The sequence below is a fragment of the Burkholderia sp. L-4 genome, from assembly GCF_056856535.1.
In genome coordinates, this window is sequence record NZ_JBXEOX010000001.1 from 992,363 (window position 1) to 1,008,660 (window position 16,298).

Annotated in this window: 19 protein-coding genes and 1 tRNA gene; 11 read left to right on the top strand and 9 right to left on the bottom strand. The window is 69.0% G+C overall.

What is annotated here, in order from left to right; genetic code table 11:
- The first annotated feature begins 116 nt into the window (after nucleotides 1-116).
- The 3 genes from AC1VVG_RS04580 to AC1VVG_RS04590 all read left to right on the top strand — a co-directional run bounded on the left by AC1VVG_RS04580 (nucleotide 117) and on the right by AC1VVG_RS04590 (nucleotide 1,925).
- Entirely contained in the window at nucleotides 117-437 is a 321-nt protein-coding gene (locus tag AC1VVG_RS04580; RefSeq protein WP_049031226.1) for a YkgJ family cysteine cluster protein, read from the top strand.
- Nucleotides 434-1,015, top strand: a complete 582-nt coding sequence (locus tag AC1VVG_RS04585) for a DUF1439 domain-containing protein (protein WP_034187305.1) — start codon at nucleotides 434-436, stop codon at nucleotides 1,013-1,015. The genes AC1VVG_RS04580 and AC1VVG_RS04585 overlap by 4 nt, the downstream gene beginning before the upstream one ends.
- Nucleotides 1,016-1,094: 79 nt before the next feature.
- Nucleotides 1,095-1,925 carry an undecaprenyl-diphosphate phosphatase gene (locus tag AC1VVG_RS04590; protein WP_034187306.1) on the top strand — a complete coding sequence of 277 codons (831 nt, stop codon included), beginning with the start codon at nucleotides 1,095-1,097 and terminating at the stop codon, nucleotides 1,923-1,925.
- An 88-nt stretch (nucleotides 1,926-2,013) separates the two neighbouring features.
- Here AC1VVG_RS04590 and trmB read toward each other — a convergent pair whose 3' ends face one another.
- Nucleotides 2,014-2,781 carry a tRNA (guanosine(46)-N7)-methyltransferase TrmB gene (gene trmB, locus AC1VVG_RS04595; protein ID WP_482835309.1) on the bottom strand — a complete coding sequence of 256 codons (768 nt, stop codon included), beginning with the start codon at nucleotides 2,779-2,781 and terminating at the stop codon, nucleotides 2,014-2,016.
- A 134-nt stretch (nucleotides 2,782-2,915) separates the two neighbouring features.
- A tRNA-Gly gene (locus tag AC1VVG_RS04600) sits at nucleotides 2,916-2,990 on the bottom strand.
- A 296-nt stretch (nucleotides 2,991-3,286) separates the two neighbouring features.
- On the opposite strand from AC1VVG_RS04600, the gene AC1VVG_RS04605 reads away from it, so the two are divergent.
- The gene (locus AC1VVG_RS04605; RefSeq protein WP_034187308.1) at nucleotides 3,287-3,631 is read left to right on the top strand and encodes a cupin domain-containing protein; all 345 of its coding nucleotides are present in this window, start codon (nucleotides 3,287-3,289) and stop codon (nucleotides 3,629-3,631) included.
- Between the two features lie 341 nt (nucleotides 3,632-3,972).
- Nucleotides 3,973-5,139, top strand: coding sequence for a mandelate racemase/muconate lactonizing enzyme family protein (locus AC1VVG_RS04610; protein WP_226227288.1), 1,167 nt, complete (start codon nucleotides 3,973-3,975; stop codon nucleotides 5,137-5,139).
- A 3-nt stretch (nucleotides 5,140-5,142) separates the two neighbouring features.
- Here AC1VVG_RS04610 and AC1VVG_RS04615 read toward each other — a convergent pair whose 3' ends face one another.
- The 3 genes from AC1VVG_RS04615 to AC1VVG_RS04625 form a co-directional block, all read right to left on the bottom strand.
- Complete coding sequence (locus tag AC1VVG_RS04615) at nucleotides 5,143-5,769, bottom strand: LysE/ArgO family amino acid transporter (RefSeq protein WP_200097140.1); 627 nt, start codon at nucleotides 5,767-5,769, stop codon at nucleotides 5,143-5,145.
- 107 nt (nucleotides 5,770-5,876) lie between these two features.
- On the bottom strand, nucleotides 5,877-6,218 hold the full coding sequence (locus tag AC1VVG_RS04620) for a DMT family transporter (protein WP_482835310.1): 342 nt from the start codon (nucleotides 6,216-6,218) through the stop codon (nucleotides 5,877-5,879).
- A 121-nt stretch (nucleotides 6,219-6,339) separates the two neighbouring features.
- Nucleotides 6,340-7,278 (bottom strand): LysR substrate-binding domain-containing protein, encoded by a 939-nt coding sequence (locus AC1VVG_RS04625; protein WP_034187311.1) that lies wholly within the window; start codon nucleotides 7,276-7,278, stop codon nucleotides 6,340-6,342.
- Between the two features lie 170 nt (nucleotides 7,279-7,448).
- Here AC1VVG_RS04625 and AC1VVG_RS04630 point away from each other — a divergent pair, with 170 nt between their 5' ends.
- From AC1VVG_RS04630 to scpB, 3 genes are all read left to right on the top strand, one after another.
- On the top strand, nucleotides 7,449-8,771 hold the full coding sequence (locus AC1VVG_RS04630; RefSeq protein ID WP_034187312.1) for an MFS transporter: 1,323 nt from the start codon (nucleotides 7,449-7,451) through the stop codon (nucleotides 8,769-8,771).
- Between the two features lie 61 nt (nucleotides 8,772-8,832).
- The gene (locus tag AC1VVG_RS04635) at nucleotides 8,833-10,056 is read left to right on the top strand and encodes a CaiB/BaiF CoA transferase family protein (RefSeq protein ID WP_124669220.1); all 1,224 of its coding nucleotides are present in this window, start codon (nucleotides 8,833-8,835) and stop codon (nucleotides 10,054-10,056) included.
- On the top strand, nucleotides 10,053-10,862 hold the full coding sequence (scpB, locus tag AC1VVG_RS04640; RefSeq protein ID WP_482835311.1) for a methylmalonyl-CoA decarboxylase: 810 nt from the start codon (nucleotides 10,053-10,055) through the stop codon (nucleotides 10,860-10,862). The genes AC1VVG_RS04635 and scpB overlap by 4 nt, the downstream gene beginning before the upstream one ends.
- Nucleotides 10,863-10,890: 28 nt before the next feature.
- On the opposite strand, the gene AC1VVG_RS04645 is transcribed toward scpB, so the two are convergent.
- The 3 genes from AC1VVG_RS04645 to AC1VVG_RS04655 all read right to left on the bottom strand — a co-directional run bounded on the left by AC1VVG_RS04645 (nucleotide 10,891) and on the right by AC1VVG_RS04655 (nucleotide 12,927).
- A complete protein-coding gene (locus AC1VVG_RS04645; RefSeq protein WP_124607806.1) occupies nucleotides 10,891-11,433 on the bottom strand; it encodes a chromate transporter in 543 nt (180 codons plus the stop codon).
- On the bottom strand, nucleotides 11,430-12,059 hold the full coding sequence (locus AC1VVG_RS04650; protein WP_482835312.1) for a chromate transporter: 630 nt from the start codon (nucleotides 12,057-12,059) through the stop codon (nucleotides 11,430-11,432). Before AC1VVG_RS04650 ends, AC1VVG_RS04645 begins: the two co-directional genes overlap by 4 nt.
- Nucleotides 12,060-12,171: 112 nt before the next feature.
- Nucleotides 12,172-12,927 (bottom strand): DeoR/GlpR family DNA-binding transcription regulator, encoded by a 756-nt coding sequence (locus tag AC1VVG_RS04655; protein ID WP_034187317.1) that lies wholly within the window; start codon nucleotides 12,925-12,927, stop codon nucleotides 12,172-12,174.
- Between the two features lie 81 nt (nucleotides 12,928-13,008).
- Between AC1VVG_RS04655 and AC1VVG_RS04660 the strand changes: the two genes are divergently transcribed.
- The 3 genes from AC1VVG_RS04660 to AC1VVG_RS04670 all read left to right on the top strand — a co-directional run bounded on the left by AC1VVG_RS04660 (nucleotide 13,009) and on the right by AC1VVG_RS04670 (nucleotide 15,029).
- Complete coding sequence (locus tag AC1VVG_RS04660) at nucleotides 13,009-13,608, top strand: NUDIX domain-containing protein (RefSeq protein ID WP_049029857.1); 600 nt, start codon at nucleotides 13,009-13,011, stop codon at nucleotides 13,606-13,608.
- On the top strand, nucleotides 13,605-13,985 hold the full coding sequence (locus AC1VVG_RS04665; RefSeq protein WP_059557169.1) for a TIR domain-containing protein: 381 nt from the start codon (nucleotides 13,605-13,607) through the stop codon (nucleotides 13,983-13,985). Before AC1VVG_RS04660 ends, AC1VVG_RS04665 begins: the two co-directional genes overlap by 4 nt.
- A gap of 183 nt (nucleotides 13,986-14,168) precedes the next feature.
- Nucleotides 14,169-15,029, top strand: coding sequence for an SIR2 family NAD-dependent protein deacylase (locus tag AC1VVG_RS04670; protein WP_482835313.1), 861 nt, complete (start codon nucleotides 14,169-14,171; stop codon nucleotides 15,027-15,029).
- Nucleotides 15,030-15,066: 37 nt separating this feature from the next.
- Here the strand turns inward: AC1VVG_RS04670 and AC1VVG_RS04675 are convergent, their stop codons facing one another.
- A complete protein-coding gene (locus tag AC1VVG_RS04675; protein WP_059557165.1) occupies nucleotides 15,067-16,278 on the bottom strand; it encodes a S53 family peptidase in 1,212 nt (403 codons plus the stop codon).
- Nucleotides 16,279-16,298: the final 20 nt, after the last annotated feature.

Genomic DNA, 16,298 nt, shown 5'->3' on the forward strand with positions numbered 1-16,298 from the left:
GTAATAACGTCGCAGCCGACGATGGCACAATGCGGGGTGGGGCAACCGGGCACCGCGTCCGGTTGCCGCGCCGTTTTCGTTGTCTGTCGTGTCGAGAGAGCCGAGTGTCCGTCGAATTGCCTGTCCGCCCGGCGCCCGCCGACGTCCCGCCGCCGCATGCGTGCCGCGAGGGCTGCGGCGCGTGCTGCATCGCGCCGTCGATTTCCAGCCCGATCCCGGGCATGCCCGGCGGCAAGCCGGCCGGCGTGCGCTGCGCGCAGCTCGGCGACGACCTGCGCTGCATGATCTTCGGCCGGCCCGAGCGGCCCGCGTGCTGTTCCGGGCTGCAGCCGTCCGCCGACATGTGCGGCGCGTCGCGCGACGACGCGCTCGCGTGGCTCACGCGCCTCGAGGCCGCGACGCGGCCGTCGGCGCCTACAGGAGAGCGTTCAGCATGACCGTACCTCGCGCGCCCGGCCGGCGCCGTTTCCTTGCCGCCTCCCTCGGCGCCGTCGGCGTATGCGTATCGCTCGCCGCGTGCGCGTCGACGTTCCCGTTCATCCCCGATCACTACACGTTCTCGCGCGGCGACGTGCAGAAAGCCGTCGGGCGCAAGTTCCCGTACCAGAAGACGGTTGCGCAGGTCGTCGACGTGTCGCTCGCGAACCCGAACGTCAACCTGCTGCCGGACCAGAACCGCGTCGCGGTGCAGCTCGACGCGCATTTCGCGAGCCCGTTCCTGCGCGCGCCCGTCAGCGGCAAGTTCACCGTGTCGGGCCAGCTCGCGTACGACGCGCCGAGCCGCTCGGTCGTGCTGAAGGCACCGGCCGTCGACAGCCTCGTGCTCGACGGCGACGCGCAGATGTACGCGCAGCAGGTCGGGGCGGCCGCAGGCCTGCTCGCGACGCAGTTGCTGACCAATTACCCGATCTACACGTTCAAGCCCGAGCAACTGCAATTTGCCGGGGTGAACTACGAACCCGGTACAATTACGATCCTTACAAACGGCATACGCGTGGCGATCGTCGAAAAGTGACGACGGACCGCGCGCGGCCGGGCGGGCCGCGCGTGGAAGAGTGGCCCTTTCTTTCGACCTTTTCGGAGTTGGGCCACGGATGGACTGGATCCTGATCTGCAAGGCATTGATCCTCGGCGTCGTCGAGGGGCTGACGGAATTCCTGCCGGTGTCGAGCACCGGCCACCTGATCGTCGCGGGCAGCTTCCTGAATTTCAACGATTCGCACGCGAAGACGTTCGACGTCGTGATCCAGTTCGGCGCGATTCTCGCGGTCTGCTGGGAATACCGGCAGCGGATCGCATCCATCGTGTCCGGGCTGCCGAGCCGGCCCGACGCGCGGCGCTTCACGCTGAACGTCGTGATCGCGACGATTCCCGCGATCGCGCTCGGCCTCCTGTTCGAGAAGAAGATCAAGGCCGTGCTGTTTTCGCCGGTGCCCGTCGCGTTCGCACTCGTCGTGGGTGGCGCGATCATCCTGTGGGCCGAGGCGCGGCAGCGCGAACGCAGCGAGCCGCCGCGCGTGATGTCGGTCGATGCGCTGACGCCGCTCGATGCGTTCAAGGTCGGCATCGCGCAATGCTTCGCGCTGGTGCCCGGCATGTCGCGCTCGGGCTCGACGATCATCGGCGGGATGCTGTTCGGCCTCGACCGGCGCGTGGCCACCGAGTTCTCGTTCTTCCTCGCGATTCCGATCATCTTCGGCGCGACGCTCTACGAAACCGTCAAGGACTGGCAGGCGTTCACCGTCGATTCGCTCGGCCTGTTCGCGCTCGGGCTCGTCGCGGCGTTCGTCAGCGCGTTCGTGTGCGTGCGCTGGCTGCTGCGTTATGTCGCGACGCACGATTTCACGGTGTTCGCGTGGTACCGGATCGCGTTCGGGTTGTTCGTGCTGCTGGTCGGTTACAGCGGCTGGCTGAACTGGGCGTGAGGCGCGCGTCGTAATCCGGCATGCGTACATGAAAAACGGCCCGATCGGCAATGCCGGTCGGGCCGTTTTTTCTGGGCGGAGCGGGGGCTTAACTGGCGCGCTTGCGGAACACCAGGTCCCACACGCCGTGGCCGAGCCGCAGCCCGCGCCGTTCGAACTTCGTCACCGGGCGGTAGTCGGGGCGCGGTGCGTAGTCGGCGGCCGTGTTCTCGAGCGTCGGCTCCGCGCCGAGTACTTCGAGCATCTGCTCCGCATAGTTCTGCCAGTCGGTCGCGCAGTGAATGTAGGCGCCGGGCTTCAGGCGCGACGCGAGATGCGCGACGAGCGGCGGCTGGATCAGCCGGCGCTTGTGGTGGCGCGCCTTGTGCCACGGATCGGGAAAGAAGATGTGCACGCCGTCGAGGCTTTCCGGCGCGATCATGTGCTCGAGCACTTCGACCGCGTCGTGCTGGATGATGCGGATGTTCGGCAGATCCTGCTCGCCGATCAGCTTCAGCAGCGCGCCGACGCCCGGCTCATGGACTTCGACGCCGAGGAAGTCGTCGCCCGGGCGGTGCGCGGCGATTTCCGCGGTCGACGCGCCCATCCCGAAACCGATCTCGAGGATGCGCGGCGCGTTGCGGCCGAAGATCGCGTTCCAGTCGGGCAGTTCCGGCGCATACGGGACGACGAAGCGCGGGCCGAACTCGTCGAGCGCGCGGCGCTGGCCGGTCGACACGCGGCCGGCGCGCGTCACGAAGCTGCGGATGCGGCGGCGGTGCAGCGGATTGACGTCGTCGGCGCCGTCGGCGGCTTCGTCGGAAATGGCGTCGTCGTGCGGCGGCAGGCCGGCTTCGTTCGGATCGTCGTGCATCATCGGTGACAGAGAAAGGCTCGGTTGCGGGCGAGGGCCCGTTGTGCGCGGCAGTGCGCCGGGCGATCCGGCACATGGTACAAAAAAGCCGCCTTCGACGAGGCGGCTTTTGCGCAGGCTGCGATGCAGCCGAAAACTGGAGCGGGCGATGGGAATCGAACCCACGTCATCAGCTTGGGAAGCTGAGGTAATGGCCATTATACGACGCCCGCAGAACGCGTAATTCTACAAGGTTTGGCGTCGACGTGGCAAGTGAGGTTGTTTGGGCGGCTGGCAAACGACTTTGTGTACCGTGATGGACACCTATCTCGATGCACCGTCTGCGCGGCAGATCGGCCATTACGTGAGGCGGTTCCGTGGCACCCAGACCGGACGAAACCCGCCGGCGGCGTGCCTCTACCAGCCGATGTCGAAAATGGACGAGTCGGTGTCGGACGCATACAAGCCCGGGCAAGGCTTTCGAACTAACGTGACAGGTCTCTTACACGATCGTCAGTCTGGAGCCGACATGTCCGATTTCATCACCGTTCTGCGCAAAACCTGCCCGACGCCTGTCCTTGATGCGACCAAGTGGAAGCGCATCGGCGGCGATCCGCACACCGTGAACCTCAACGCATACGTCTCGAAGGACGGCAGCAAGATCATGGGCACCTGGATCTGCACGCCGGGCAAGTTCGAGGTGAACTACGAGAAGTGGGAGTACTGCCACTTCCTCGACGGGTACTGCATCATCACGCCGGAAGGGGAGGAGTCGGTGCACCTGAAGGCCGGCGACGTGTTCGTGATCGAACCCGGCATGAAAGGGACGTGGGAAGTGGTGGAGACGGTGCGCAAGTACTTCGTTTTCGCCTGAGCGGGCGGTCGATTCGACCCGGCCCACGCATACCGTCATCGCCCTGCGTCCTCGCGGCTCACCAAGCCGCGAGGAGCAAACGAGGACTCCGGCTCAATCAATGAATGCCGATCCGGTCCGGAAATAGCGCGCCGAGCGTGGCAACAGGCTCGGCGCGCTCTGCCATTCGGCTGCAACCCGTGATGAATGCGACGCGCGGTTGTCCGGCGATTACGCGACGACGGTCGCCGCCGGTCCTGCACGCTGTCACGCAAACCCCTAAGATGCAGCGATCCGCCCATCGATTCCGCTGCAGCGCATGAACCATCCGCCTGCGCCGGACGCCTCTCCGGAGCCCGACCATGCGCATCACCGCCATCCACGAGCGCGCGATTCCCGTGTCGCGTTATGCCGATCCCGCGATTCCGTCCGGTGGCCTGACGACGAGCGCCGTCGCGGTCGTGACCGACGTCGTGCGCGACGGCCGCCCGGTGACGGGCTACGGCTACGCATCGATCGGCCGCTTCGCGCAGGGCGGTTTGATCCGGGAACGGTTCGCGCCGCGCCTGCTGGCCGCCGCCGATACCCTCGCCGACGACACCGGCACGAACCTCGACCCGTTCCGTGCATGGCGCGCGATGATGGCCGGCGAAAAGCCCGGCGGCCACGGCGAACGTTGCGTCGCGGTCGGCACGCTCGACATGGCGATCTGGGACGCCGCCGCGAAAATTGCCGACCTGCCGCTCAGTCGTTTTCTCGCCGACCGGCTCGAACGCACGGCGGCAACCCGCGTGCGCGTGTATGCCGGCGGCGGCTACCGCTATCCGCATGACGATCTCGCGCGCCTGTCGGACGAGATGCGTCGTTTCGCCGATCTCGGCTACACGCATGCGAAGATCAAGATCGGCGGCGCGGATCTCGACCAGGATCGACGCCGCATCGAAGTCGCCGCCGCGCACCTCGCGGGCAGTTCGCATCTTGCGGTCGACGCGATGAATACGTATGACGCCACGACGGTCGGCGCGGCCGCCGAGATGCTCGCACCGTTCGATCTCTGGTGGTTCGAGGACGTGTGCGACCCGCTCGACCTGCCGCTTCAGGCGGACCTCGCCGCACGATACGCCCCGCCGATCGCGGCCGGCGAAGCGCTGTTCTCGCTCGCGGAAGCGAAGCTGCTCGAGCGCTATGGCGGTTTGCGCCGCGATCGCGACGTGCTCGTGTTCGATCCCGTGCACGGCTACGGGCTGCCGGGATATCTGCAGATCGTCGATCACTTCGTGTCGCGCGGCTGGCGGCGCGATGCGTTCTGGCCGCACGGCGGCCATCTGTTCTCGTTGCACGTCGTCGCGGCGCTCGGTCTCGGCGGCGCGGAAGTCAGCCCGTTCGCGTTCCATCCGTTCAGCGGATTGGCCGACGGCGAAACCGTCGACGCCGGATACGCACGCGTGCCGCAGGCGCCCGGTATCGGTTTCGAACTGCATGCCAACGCGCACGATACATTCCGCGCGATCCCGGTATCCGGTCGCTGAAACCTAAAGCGCATCGATCGCGAACCGAATCGCGAAGCCGAGCATCATCACCGCGACGAAGCCGTCGAGCACACGCCACGCGAGCGTGCGAGCGAACCAGGCACGGCACGCGCGTGCGCCATAGGCAAGCATCAGGAACCAGACGAGCGAAGCGGTCATCGCACCGATCGCGAACGGCGCGCGTGCGGACGGCGCATGACTCACGATCACGGTGCCGAGCAGCAGCACGGTATCGATCCACGCATACGGATTGAGCAGCGAAACGGCGGCGGTGGCGAGCACCGTGCTCGACCGCGTGGGTTCGGTGGCCGAGCGTGGACCCGTGACGTGTTCCGGCTGTCGTCGCCGGATCGCCGAGCGCAACGCGAGCAGGCCGTAACCGGCCAGATACGCGATGCCGGCCCACAGCGCGGCCGACACGACGCCGGGATGGCGCGACAGCAACGAAGACAACCCGTGCGCGCCGAGCGCGATCAGCAACGCGTCGCTGCCTGCGCAGACGAGGGCGATGGAGAGCAGGTGGGGGCTCGAGAGCGAGCGCTTGATGACGAAGGCGTCCTTGGGGCCGACCGACGTGAACAGGCCGGCGCCAAGCAGCAGGCCTTCGAGGAAGGCAGAGGTGTCGAGCACGAGCGGGCCGACAACCTCTTAAGCTGAACCGGTGATGGTTACGATGTGAGCAACGTTAAGGGGTGCCGGGGGCGTTGTCAATGCCGCGCCGGGCGCCTGCGCGCCGATCACCGCGCCGCTGCATCGCCGAGGTAGAGCGCGACGAGCGCGCAGACGGTCAGCGCGAGGCCGGCGAGCTTCAGCGACGACACCCACTCGTCGAAGCAGACGATGCCGATCACGGCGGTGGCCGCGGTGCTGGCGGCGGCCCAGCTCGCGTATGCGAGCCCCAGTTCGAGCCGCTTCGTCGCGAGCGCCATCAGCGATACGGCGCAGGCATAGCAGACGATCGTGAGCGCGGACGGCAGCGGGCGGGAAAAACCGACCGAAAATTTCAGGCCGACGGAGCCGAGCACTTCGGCGAGAACACTGACGCCTAGCAGAAACCAGGCAGACTGGGACGGGGACACGAACGGCCTCCTTCCCCCGACGCTTATACCGAGCGGCGAGGAGAAGCGGAGGTGTCAGCGGTCCGCCCACGAAAGGAGCTTGGTACGTGCGGTGGGGCCGCACTAAGCAAGCGAGCACGGGTCACGTGCGATCGCTGCGATCGTTATTGCCGGCCGCCCACTCCGGCCGCTGCCCGAGTGTGTCGAACAGCCGGACGATCTCGCCCTTGACCTTCTGCACCGCGTTGCTGACGAGCGCCGTATCGTGCCAGCACAGCGACAGGTCGCGCGCGAACAGCCGGTGCGCGACCGTCGACAGCTTGAGCTTGCGTTCCTCGATCTCGACGTGCGCGGCCGTCCACGGCAGGATCGTCACGCCGAGCTGCGCCATCACGGCCGCGAACAGCAGCCCGGTCGAACTCGCCTCGAAGCTGATCTCGTACGACAGCCCGGCCTCGCGCATTGCCCAGTCGACGCGGTTGCGGATCGTGTTCGGCGCGCTCGGCAGCACGAGCGGCATCCGCGCGATCGCGTCGAGCGGCACCGGATCGTCCGGCACCTGGAATTCGGGCCACGTGATCAGGTACAGCGTCTCCGTCAGCAGCCGGTGGACCGCGATGCCGCGCGTGTCGACCGCATCGACGACGATCGCGAGATCGAGCCGCGCGCGTTCGAGCAGCGTGTCGAGATCGGCGCTCGGCGCCTCGATCAGCTCCAGCATGATGCCCGGGTAGCGGTCGCGCACCGCGCGGGCGAGCGGAATGGCCAGCACGCGCGCGGTGCTCGACGGCATGCCGACCGTCACGCGGCCCTGCGGCGTGTCGGCGTCGCGGCGCAGCAGCTCGCGCGTGCCGTCGGCCTGGCGCAGCAGGTCGAGCGCGTGCTGGTACAGCGTGCGGCCGGCGGCGGTCGGCGCGACGCCGCGCACGCTTCGCTCGAGCAGCTGCATCCCGAGATCCTGTTCGAGATTGCGCATCTGCTGGCTCACCGCCGGCTGTGCGACGTGCAGCGCCTCGCTCGCATGCGTGACGTTGCCGCATTCGACGACCTTCACGAAATAGCGCAACTGTCTCAAGTCCATCGCCGGCGTCTCCCGATTCGAGTCATAAGCCAATCCGATCGAGCAAGATGAATATCATATTTTTCCGCGATCGATCGGGTTTCTATACTCGTCTCACAAAAGAGCCCGACTGCCGGCCATTCCGGACCGGACGCGGCGAACGTGCCGGCCCTGCCGGCAAGGAGACGAAGATGTTCAAGGCGATCGACGCGCCGACGGCCGGCGCGAAGCCGCGGCGCACGCCGCTCACGCGCGAGCAGGTGAAGGGCTTCTGGGCCGTCTACGCGGGCTGGGTGCTCGACGGCGTGGATTCGGTGATCTACGCGCTCGTGCTGATTCCCGCGCTGACCGAACTGCTGCCGGCGTCCGGCATCGCGGCGACGCCCGCGAATCTGGGGATGTACGGGTCGATCCTGTTCGCGCTGTTCCTGATCGGTTGGGGGCTGTCGTTCGTCTGGGGGCCGCTCGCCGACCGCTTCGGCCGCGTGCGCACGCTCGCCGCGAGCATCCTGATCTACTCGGTGTTCACCGGCGCGGCCGCGTTCGTGCACGACGTATGGGCGCTGGCCGCGTGCCGGCTGATCGCCGGGATCGGCGTCGGCGGCGAGTGGGCGCTCGCGGGCACCTACGTGGCCGAGAGCTGGCCGGAAGACCGCCGCAAGATGGGCGCCGGTTACCTGCAGACGGGCTACTACTTCGGCTTCTTCATCGCCGCCTGCCTGAACTACACGATCGGCGCGACCTACGGCTGGCGCGCGATGTTCCTGTGCGGTCTGGCGCCCGCATTGCTCGCGGTGTTCACGGTGATGCGCGTGAAGGAGCCCGGGCAGTGGCGTCGGCACGACGCGCGCGACGGCGACGTGGCCGACGCGCGGCGCGCACACCCGCTGCGCGAGATCTTCGCGCCGGCGTTCCTGCGCCGCACGCTGACGAGCGCGAGCCTCGTCGGCGTCGCGATCGTCGGGCTGTGGGCCGGTTCCGTCTACGAGGCGAGCGCGGTCAGCACGCTGGCGGCGCGCGCGGGCATCGATCATGTCGGCGCGCTGCGGCTCGCGTCCGTTGGTGCGGCGATCCTGTCGTGCGCGACGATCGCCGGCTGCCTGGTCGCACCGTGGCTGTCGGAGCGGCTCGGCCGACGCACCGCGCTCGGCGTGTATTTCGCGGGAATGGCGGCCTCGATCGTGTTCGCGTTCGGCTGGGCGTTCTACCAGCCGAACGGGCTGGCGGCGTTCATGGTGTCGCTCGCGTTCCTCGGCTTCTTCGGCGGCAATTTCGCGATCTTCTCGTTGTGGCTGCCCGAGCAGTACCCGACGCGCGTGCGCGCCACCGCGTTCGCGTTCAACGCGTCGGTCGGCCGCTTCATCGGCGCGGGCGTGAACTTCCTGCTCGGCGCCGCGATTCACGGCTACGGGTCGCTCGGCGTGCCCGTCGCGTGGACGGCGGCCGCGTTCGGACTCGGCATCCTGATCCTGCCGTTCGCGGTCGAAACGCGGCATCAGACGCTGCCCGAATGAGCGCCACACGCGCGTCGTTCGCTTCCACGCCACACCCAGTCATCAATATCAGGAGTCCGGAATGCAGGCATTGAAGGGAATCAAGGTCGTCGATCTGAGTCGCGCGCTGTCGGGGCCGTTCTGCTCGATGGTGCTCGCCGATCTCGGCGCCGACGTGATCAAGGTCGAGTCGGGGCCGCACGGCGACATGAGCCGCGCATGGGGGCCGTTCGATCGCGGCGTGAGCACGTACTACCTGTCCTGCAACCGCAACAAGCGCGGTATCTGCGTGGACTTCCGGCAGCCGGCGGGCCTCGACGTCGTGCGGCGGCTGATCGCGCAGGCCGACGTCGTGATCGAGAATTTCAAGGCCGGCACGATGGATGCGATGGGGCTCGGCTACGCGGCGCTGAGCGCGCATGATCCGCGGCTCGTGATGGGCAGCGTCACCGCGTTCGGCCCGCGCGGCCCGCTGCGCGACTGGCCGGGCTTCGACCAGATCGCGCAGGGTTATGCCGGGCTGATGAGCCTCACCGGGTTCGCGGACGGCGAGCCGACCCGCACGGGTACCGCGATCGGCGATCTCAGCTCGGGAATGTGGGTCGCGACCGGCGTGATGGCCGCACTGTTCGAGCGCGAGCGCACCGGTCGCGGCCAGCATGTCGGCACGTCGCTGCTCGAAAGCCTCGTTGCGCTGCTGAGCGTGCACGGGCAACGCTACCTGAGTCTCGGCGACGTGCCGCGCCGCACCGGCAATGCGCATGCGGTGATCGCGCCGTACGGCGTGTTCGAGACCGCCGACGGGCCGCTCAACCTCGCGCCGATCACGACCGACATGTGGCTTCGGCTGTGCCAGTTGCTGGAGCTGCCCGAGCTGCCGGACGATCCGCGCTTCGCGACCAACGATGCACGCGTCGCGCATCGCGACGAACTCAAGGTGTTGCTCGAAAGCCGGCTGCGCACGCGCGGCAAGCGCGAATGGACGCGGCGTTTCGTCGAAGCCGGGTTGCCGGCCGGGCCGATCAACACGCTCGACGAAGTGTTCGACGATCCGCAGCTCGCGCATTGCGGGCTGGTCGAGCCGGTTGCGCATCCGACGCTCGGCACGCTGCGCCAGGTCGTCACGCCGCTCGGCGGGATGGGCGACGACCTGCCCGCGCCGCGCACGCGCCACGCGCCGCCGCTGCTCGGCGAGCATACGGTCGACGTGCTGCGCGAAGCGGGCTACGGCGACGACGCGATCGACCAACTGCTGGCCGGGCGTGCGATCTTCCAGGCGGAAGCCGTGGCGGAGGCCGTGCAATGACCGCCATGACGAAACACGACAGCGCGTCGACCGTGACGGTCGACATGGTCGGCGAGCGGATCGCGCGCGTGCGGTTCGCGAATCCGGCGCGGCGGCATGCGCTCGACGCACCGTTGCTCGATGCGCTGGTCGCGCACCTCGATGCGCTGGCCGGGCATCGTCCGCCGCCCGTCGTGATCCTGTCGAACGACGGCAGCGGCGACGTGTGGAGCGCGGGGCACGATCTGCGCGAACTGGCGGGCGATCGCGATCCGCTCGCCTACGGCAAGCCGCTCGAACGCGCGCTGCGGCGCGTGCGGACCTATCCGGGCGCGGTGGTCGCGGCGGTCGCCGGGTCGGCGTGGGGCGGGGCCGTCGATCTCGTGATGAGCTGCGACCTCGTCGTCGCGGCGCGCGACGCGCGTTTCGCGATGACGCCGGCGAACCTCGGCCTGCCGTACTCGACGAGCGGCCTGCTGCGTTTTTACGACAACCTGCCGATTCACGTGCTGAAGGAAATGTTCTTCTGCGCGCAGCCGCTCGATGCGGCGCGCGCCGCGCATCACGGGCTCGTGAACCGGCTGGCCGAAGCCGGTGGCGTCGACGACGCGGCGCTCGACGTCGCGCGCACGATTGCCGCGAAGGCGCCGCTTGCCGTGCATGCGGTGAAGGAGCAGTTGCGCGTGCTGCAGGACGCGCGGCCGCTGCCTGCCGACGCATTCGAACGGATTGCCGAGTTGCGCCGGCAAGCGTGCGAAGGCGCCGACTTCGACGAAGGGCTGCGTGCGTTTGGCGAGCGCCGAGCGCCGCGGTTTCGCGGCGTCTAGGCGGGTTCGGTCGCGCTGCGGCGGTGCGCTACATGCCGCCGAGCGCGTGCACGCCGACGAGCAGCAACGCGCCGAGCGCGATCAGCAGCAGGGCGTGAATGCGCGTGTAGATCACGCACAGCGTCGACGCCACCGCGATCGCGCGCGCGGCCCAGCCGCCGTCGAGCGCCTGCAGCAGCACCCAGACCGATGCGAGGATCATGCCGGCCGCGACCGGGCGCAGGCCGGCTTCGAGCGCGATCTGCCAGCGCTTGCCCTGGTGCCGCCGCCACAGATGCGCGACGCCGTAGATCAGGAACGCGGTCGGGCCGAACAGCGCGAGCGTCGCGATCAACGCGCCCCAGAAGCCCGCGACCTGCCAGCCGATCAGCGTCGCCAGCAGCGAGCCGGGGCCCGGCGCCATCCGCGCGATCGCGAAGTCGTTCACGAATTGCGTGGCGGTCATCCAGTGATGCACGTCGACGACCTGCCGCTGGATGTCGGCGATGATCGCCTGCCCGCCGCCGATCGTCGCGATCGACAACGGCGCGAATACGCCGAACAGGGCCGCATACCGGGGCGACACGGTCATCGCGTATCGCTCCCGGCCGGTGCCGGTGCCGGTGCCGGTGCCGCGGCCGCGCGGCGGTATTCGAGCGCGACGCTCAGCGTGCCGCCGATCAGCACGGTCCACACGAGCGGCCAGTGCAGCACCGCAACCGACACGAACGTGAGCGCCGTTACCGCGAACGGCAGTGCGCGACGCGGCAGCCGCCGCATGGCGGTGACGGCCATCGAGATCGACAGTCCGATCGCCGCGGCTGCGGCGCCGGCGAGCGCGACATGCGTGAGCGGGAAGCGCGTGAGGGTCGAGAACGCGACGCCGAACAGCACGATCAGCACGGCCGGCGGCGCGATGATGCCGGTGAAGCCGGCCACCGCGCCGCGCCATCCGGCGAGGCGGTAGCCGATCCAGATCGCGAGGTTCTTCACGTTGACGCCCGGCAACGCCTGCGACAGCGCGAGGCCGTTGAGGAACGCCTCTTCGTCGAGCCAGCGCCGCTCGTGAACGAAGTCGCGCATCATCCGCCCGCTCAGTCCGCCGCCGAAGCTGGTCAGGCCGATCTGCGTGAACGCGACGAACAGCGCGAGGAGGCCGGGCGGCGGTGCGTCGCCTGCGGGCGGCGCCGGGGAAGTCGTGGCGGTGGACGGGGGCATCGGGCGGGTAGCGCGTGGCGATCGGACGATCGCCCATGTTACAAGCGGCGCCTGTCAGCAGGCTGACATGGGCCCGGCGCCGGTGCGACGGCATCCGCAACGATCCGACGCGCTACGCGCGCACGACCGTCACGCCAGCCGCCTCGATCGGTTTCGTCAGCGCGGTGTCGGTTTCCTGCTCGACGACGACCGTCTGCGCCAGCGTGATCTCGCCGATCACGAACTGCGACGCCGCGCGCAATTTCGACTGCGACGCGAGCACGACGGTCTCGGCCGCGCGTTCCGCCAGCGCGCGCTTGATCGCCGCTTCCTCGAAATCGCCGGTGCTCAGCCCCGCGACCGGATGAACGCCCGTGACGCCCATGAAGTACAGGTCCGCGTGGACGCGTGCGATGCCTTCCATCGCCGCCGCGCCGACCGCGACGATCGAATGCTTGTAGAGCCGGCCGCCGATCAGGATCACGTCGATCGACGGATGCGCGGCCAGCGCGACCGCGACGCTCGGGCTGTGCGTGACGATCGTCGCGCGCAGGTCGGCCGGCAACTGGCCGACGAGCAGCGCGGAGGTCGTGCCGCCGTCGATGATCGCGACCTGGCCGGGCGCGATCATCTCCGCGGCCCGCCGCGCGATGCGCCGCTTTTCCGCCGTCTCGAGCGCCTCGCGCTGCGCGAACGGCGCGACGGCCGGCGACGCCGGCAGCGCGCCGCCATGCACGCGCTGCAGCAGGCCTTCGGCCGCGAGCTCGCGCAGGTCGCGGCGCACCGTGTCTTCGGACACGCCGAATTGCGCGCTCAGTTCGACGGCCAGCACCTGGCCGTCGCGCGCGAGCGCATCGAGGATCGCCTTCTTGCGTTGGGTCGTCAGCATCGTGATTACACGAAAATTCTTGAAATTGCACGAAACTGCACGTTACCATGGGCGCCGTCTTTTGTCGAACGGGAGGCTGCAATGGCTGCAACGCATGACCGGGTGCGCATCGTCGATACGACGGTGCTGTCCGACGACTGGTATGTGCTCAGGAAGGTGACCTTCGATTTCCGGCGCCGCGACGGAACGTGGCAGCGCCTGAGCCGCGAGACCTACGATCGCGGCAACGGCGCGACGATCCTGCTGCGCCATGCCGGCACGGGCGACGTGCTGCTGACGCGGCAGTTCCGGATGCCGGCGTTCGTGAGCGGCCACGACGGCATGCTGCTCGAAGCGGCGGCCGGCCTGCTCGACGATGAAACACCCGAAGCGCGCATCCGCGCGGAGGCCGAGGAGGAGACCGGCTATCGCGTGCGCGGCGTGCGCAAGGTGTTCGAGGCGTTCATGAGCCCCGGCTCCGTGACGGAGAAGCTGCATTTCTTCGTCGGCGAATACGATGCGTCGCTGCGCACCGGCGACGGCGGCGGCGTCGCGGAGGAGGGCGAGGATCTCGAAGTCGTCGAGATGCCGCTGCAGGCGGCGCTGGACGCGGTCGAGCGCGGCGAGATCGTCGACGCGAAGACGATCATGCTGCTGCAGTACGCCGCGCTGCGGGAAACCGCCGGCGCGCGCGCCGCATGACGCCGCGGCTCGTGCTGGTCGCCGGCCCCTACCGCAGCGGCACCGACGGCGACCCCGCGCGCATCGCCGCGAACCTGCACCGGCTGGAGACGGCGGCGCTCGCCGTGTATCGCCGCGGGCATGTGCCGATGATCGGCGAGTGGGTATCGCTGCCGCTCGCGGTCGCGGCCGGGTCGCGGCAGGTCGGCGACGCGATCAGCGAGACGTTCCTGTATCCGGCCGCGCACCGGCTGTTGCGACGTTGCGATGCGGTGCTGCGGATCGACGGCGCATCGCGCGGAGCGGACATGGATGTCGGCCTTGCACGGCAGCTCGGCAAGCCGGTCTATTTCTCGGCCGACGCGATTCCGGTCGCGCAGGACGATTCGGATCGCTGAGCGGGCAGCGCGGCGCCGGGCCGACGGTTCGCGGGCGGCCTCGCCGTAGCGGCTGCTGTCCGCATGGGGGAGGCCGGACGAGCGTGGCATCGCGCCGCTGTATCGCGCTGGCGTCGCGACGCTCGAACGGGCGTATGATCGCGTCGCCACCCGCGCAACGTTCGACGTTACCGCCTCCCCATCATGCCGTTCTCCGATTCCGTTGATTCCGCCGCCGCGCAACTGCCCGCCGATCTCGTCGCCGCCGCCGTCGATGCGCTCGCACGCGCTGACGCGTTGCTCGTGACGGCCGGCGCGGGTATCGGCGTCGATTCGGGGCTGCCCGATTTTCGTGGCACGGACGGCTTCTGGCGCGCATATCCGGCGCTGCGTCACGCGCGTCTCGAATTCCACGAGATCGCGTCGCCGCACGCATTTCGCGCGCGTGCGCCGCTCGCGTGGGGATTCTACGGGCACCGTCTCGCGCTCTATCGCGCGACGGTGCCGCATGCGGGCTTCGCGATCCTGCGCCGCTGGATCGACGCGATGCCGAACGGCGGCTTCGTGCTGACGAGCAACGTCGACGGCCAGTTCCAGAAAGCCGGCTTCGATCCGGCGCGCATCGTCGAGATTCACGGGTCTATTCACGCGATGCAGTGCCTGCGGCCGTGCACGGACGATACGTGGGAGGCGGCGCCGTTCGTGCCGGATGTCGACGAGGCGACATGCCGCCTGATCGGCGACATGCCGGGCTGTCCGCATTGCGGCGGCCTCGCGCGGCCGAACATCCTGATGTTCGGCGATGCCGGCTGGCTCGGTGCGCGCTACGACGCGCAGGAACGCGCGCTGGAAGACTGGATCGCGCAGGCCGGGCGCGTCGCCGTGGTCGAGATCGGCGCGGGCACCGCGATTCCGACCGTGCGGCTGCTGAGCGAACGGCTCGGTGCGGACGTGATCCGCATCAACGCGCGCGAAGCGCAGGCGCGCCGTTCCGACGTGATCGGGCTGGAAGGCGGTGCGCTTGCGACGTTGACCGCGCTCGATCGCGCGTGGCGCGGCGGCTGAGCACCTCGCCACGGGCCGAGCGGCGCCGATCGCGCCGTTACGGCCGGGCGACGAGCGCCTGCACGAGGGCCGGCGCGACGGGCGAACCGAGGCCGGTGACGTAGTCGTAGCCGCCGGCCGCGCTGCAGACGCTGCCGCAAGTGCCGTTGGACCCGGTCGTCACGTCGTGAAAGGCGCTGCCGTACGCGTTCTTGCCGACCGTATAAAGCGCATCGTAGGTGCCGCTCAACGACCGCTTGCCGGCCGCGGCGCGCAGCGAATTCGCGATCGCGACGAGCGCCGACCATTGCGGCGCGCCCGCGCTCGTGCCGCCGACCTGGAACCAGCCGGCCTGCCCCTGATAGGCGACCGAGTCGTACACCGCGAAGCCGCTGGACGGATTCGCGTCGTAGCTGACGTCGGGCACGCCGCGCTTGCCGGCCACCGGAATCGGCCATGCCGTCTGGCCGGCCGGCTCGGCCTCGGTGGTGCTCACGCCGCCGCCGCTGCCGCTCCACGCCGCTTCGCCGACGTAGTTGCCGGCGCTGTCGGACGACAGCGTCGTGCCGCCGACCGACACCACGTACGGCGACGCGGCCGGGTATTCGGTCCCGGTGCCGCTGTCGCCGGACGACGCGACGAACGTGACGCCCGCGACGCTGAAGTGGCCGTCGAAGCCGGTCTCGCTGCTGAACTCGTTGCCGCCGAAACTCATCGATACGACCGACGCCCCGCGCTTGACGGCCACGTCGACCGCGGCCAGGAGGTCGCTGAAGCTGGCCGACGCGGCCTCGACGAGCATGATCTTCGCCTTCGGCGCGATCGCATGCACCCATTCGACGTCGAGCGAGATCTCGAGCGCCCAGCCCGAATCGGTCTTCGGCCGTGCGCCATGCGCGTACACCTTGGTGAAACAGCCGTTCGACGACGTGCAGGCCGGCAGCGAGAACGCGTTGCTGAACACGCCGAGGTCCGACTCGATCTTCGGATCGTCGTATGCGTCGACGATCGCGACGACCATCCCGTCGCCCTGGTTCGCGATCGAGTCGAACCCGTATGCGTGCCGCGTGAGCGCGGGCGTGAGGCCCGCGATCGTGGCCGTGCTCGCGCGCTGCTTCGTGTGGAACGGCGGCCGCGCGAATCCTTTCGGCGCGCGGTTGCCTTCGACGTAGGACTGCGGCCCGTTGCCGTCGGCGAGCACGCCGCCCGATGCGAGCAGCGACGCGCACAGCGCCGGAATCAACATGGATGACAGGCGGATCTTGTTCATTTCTCGAGTCTCCATGTCGA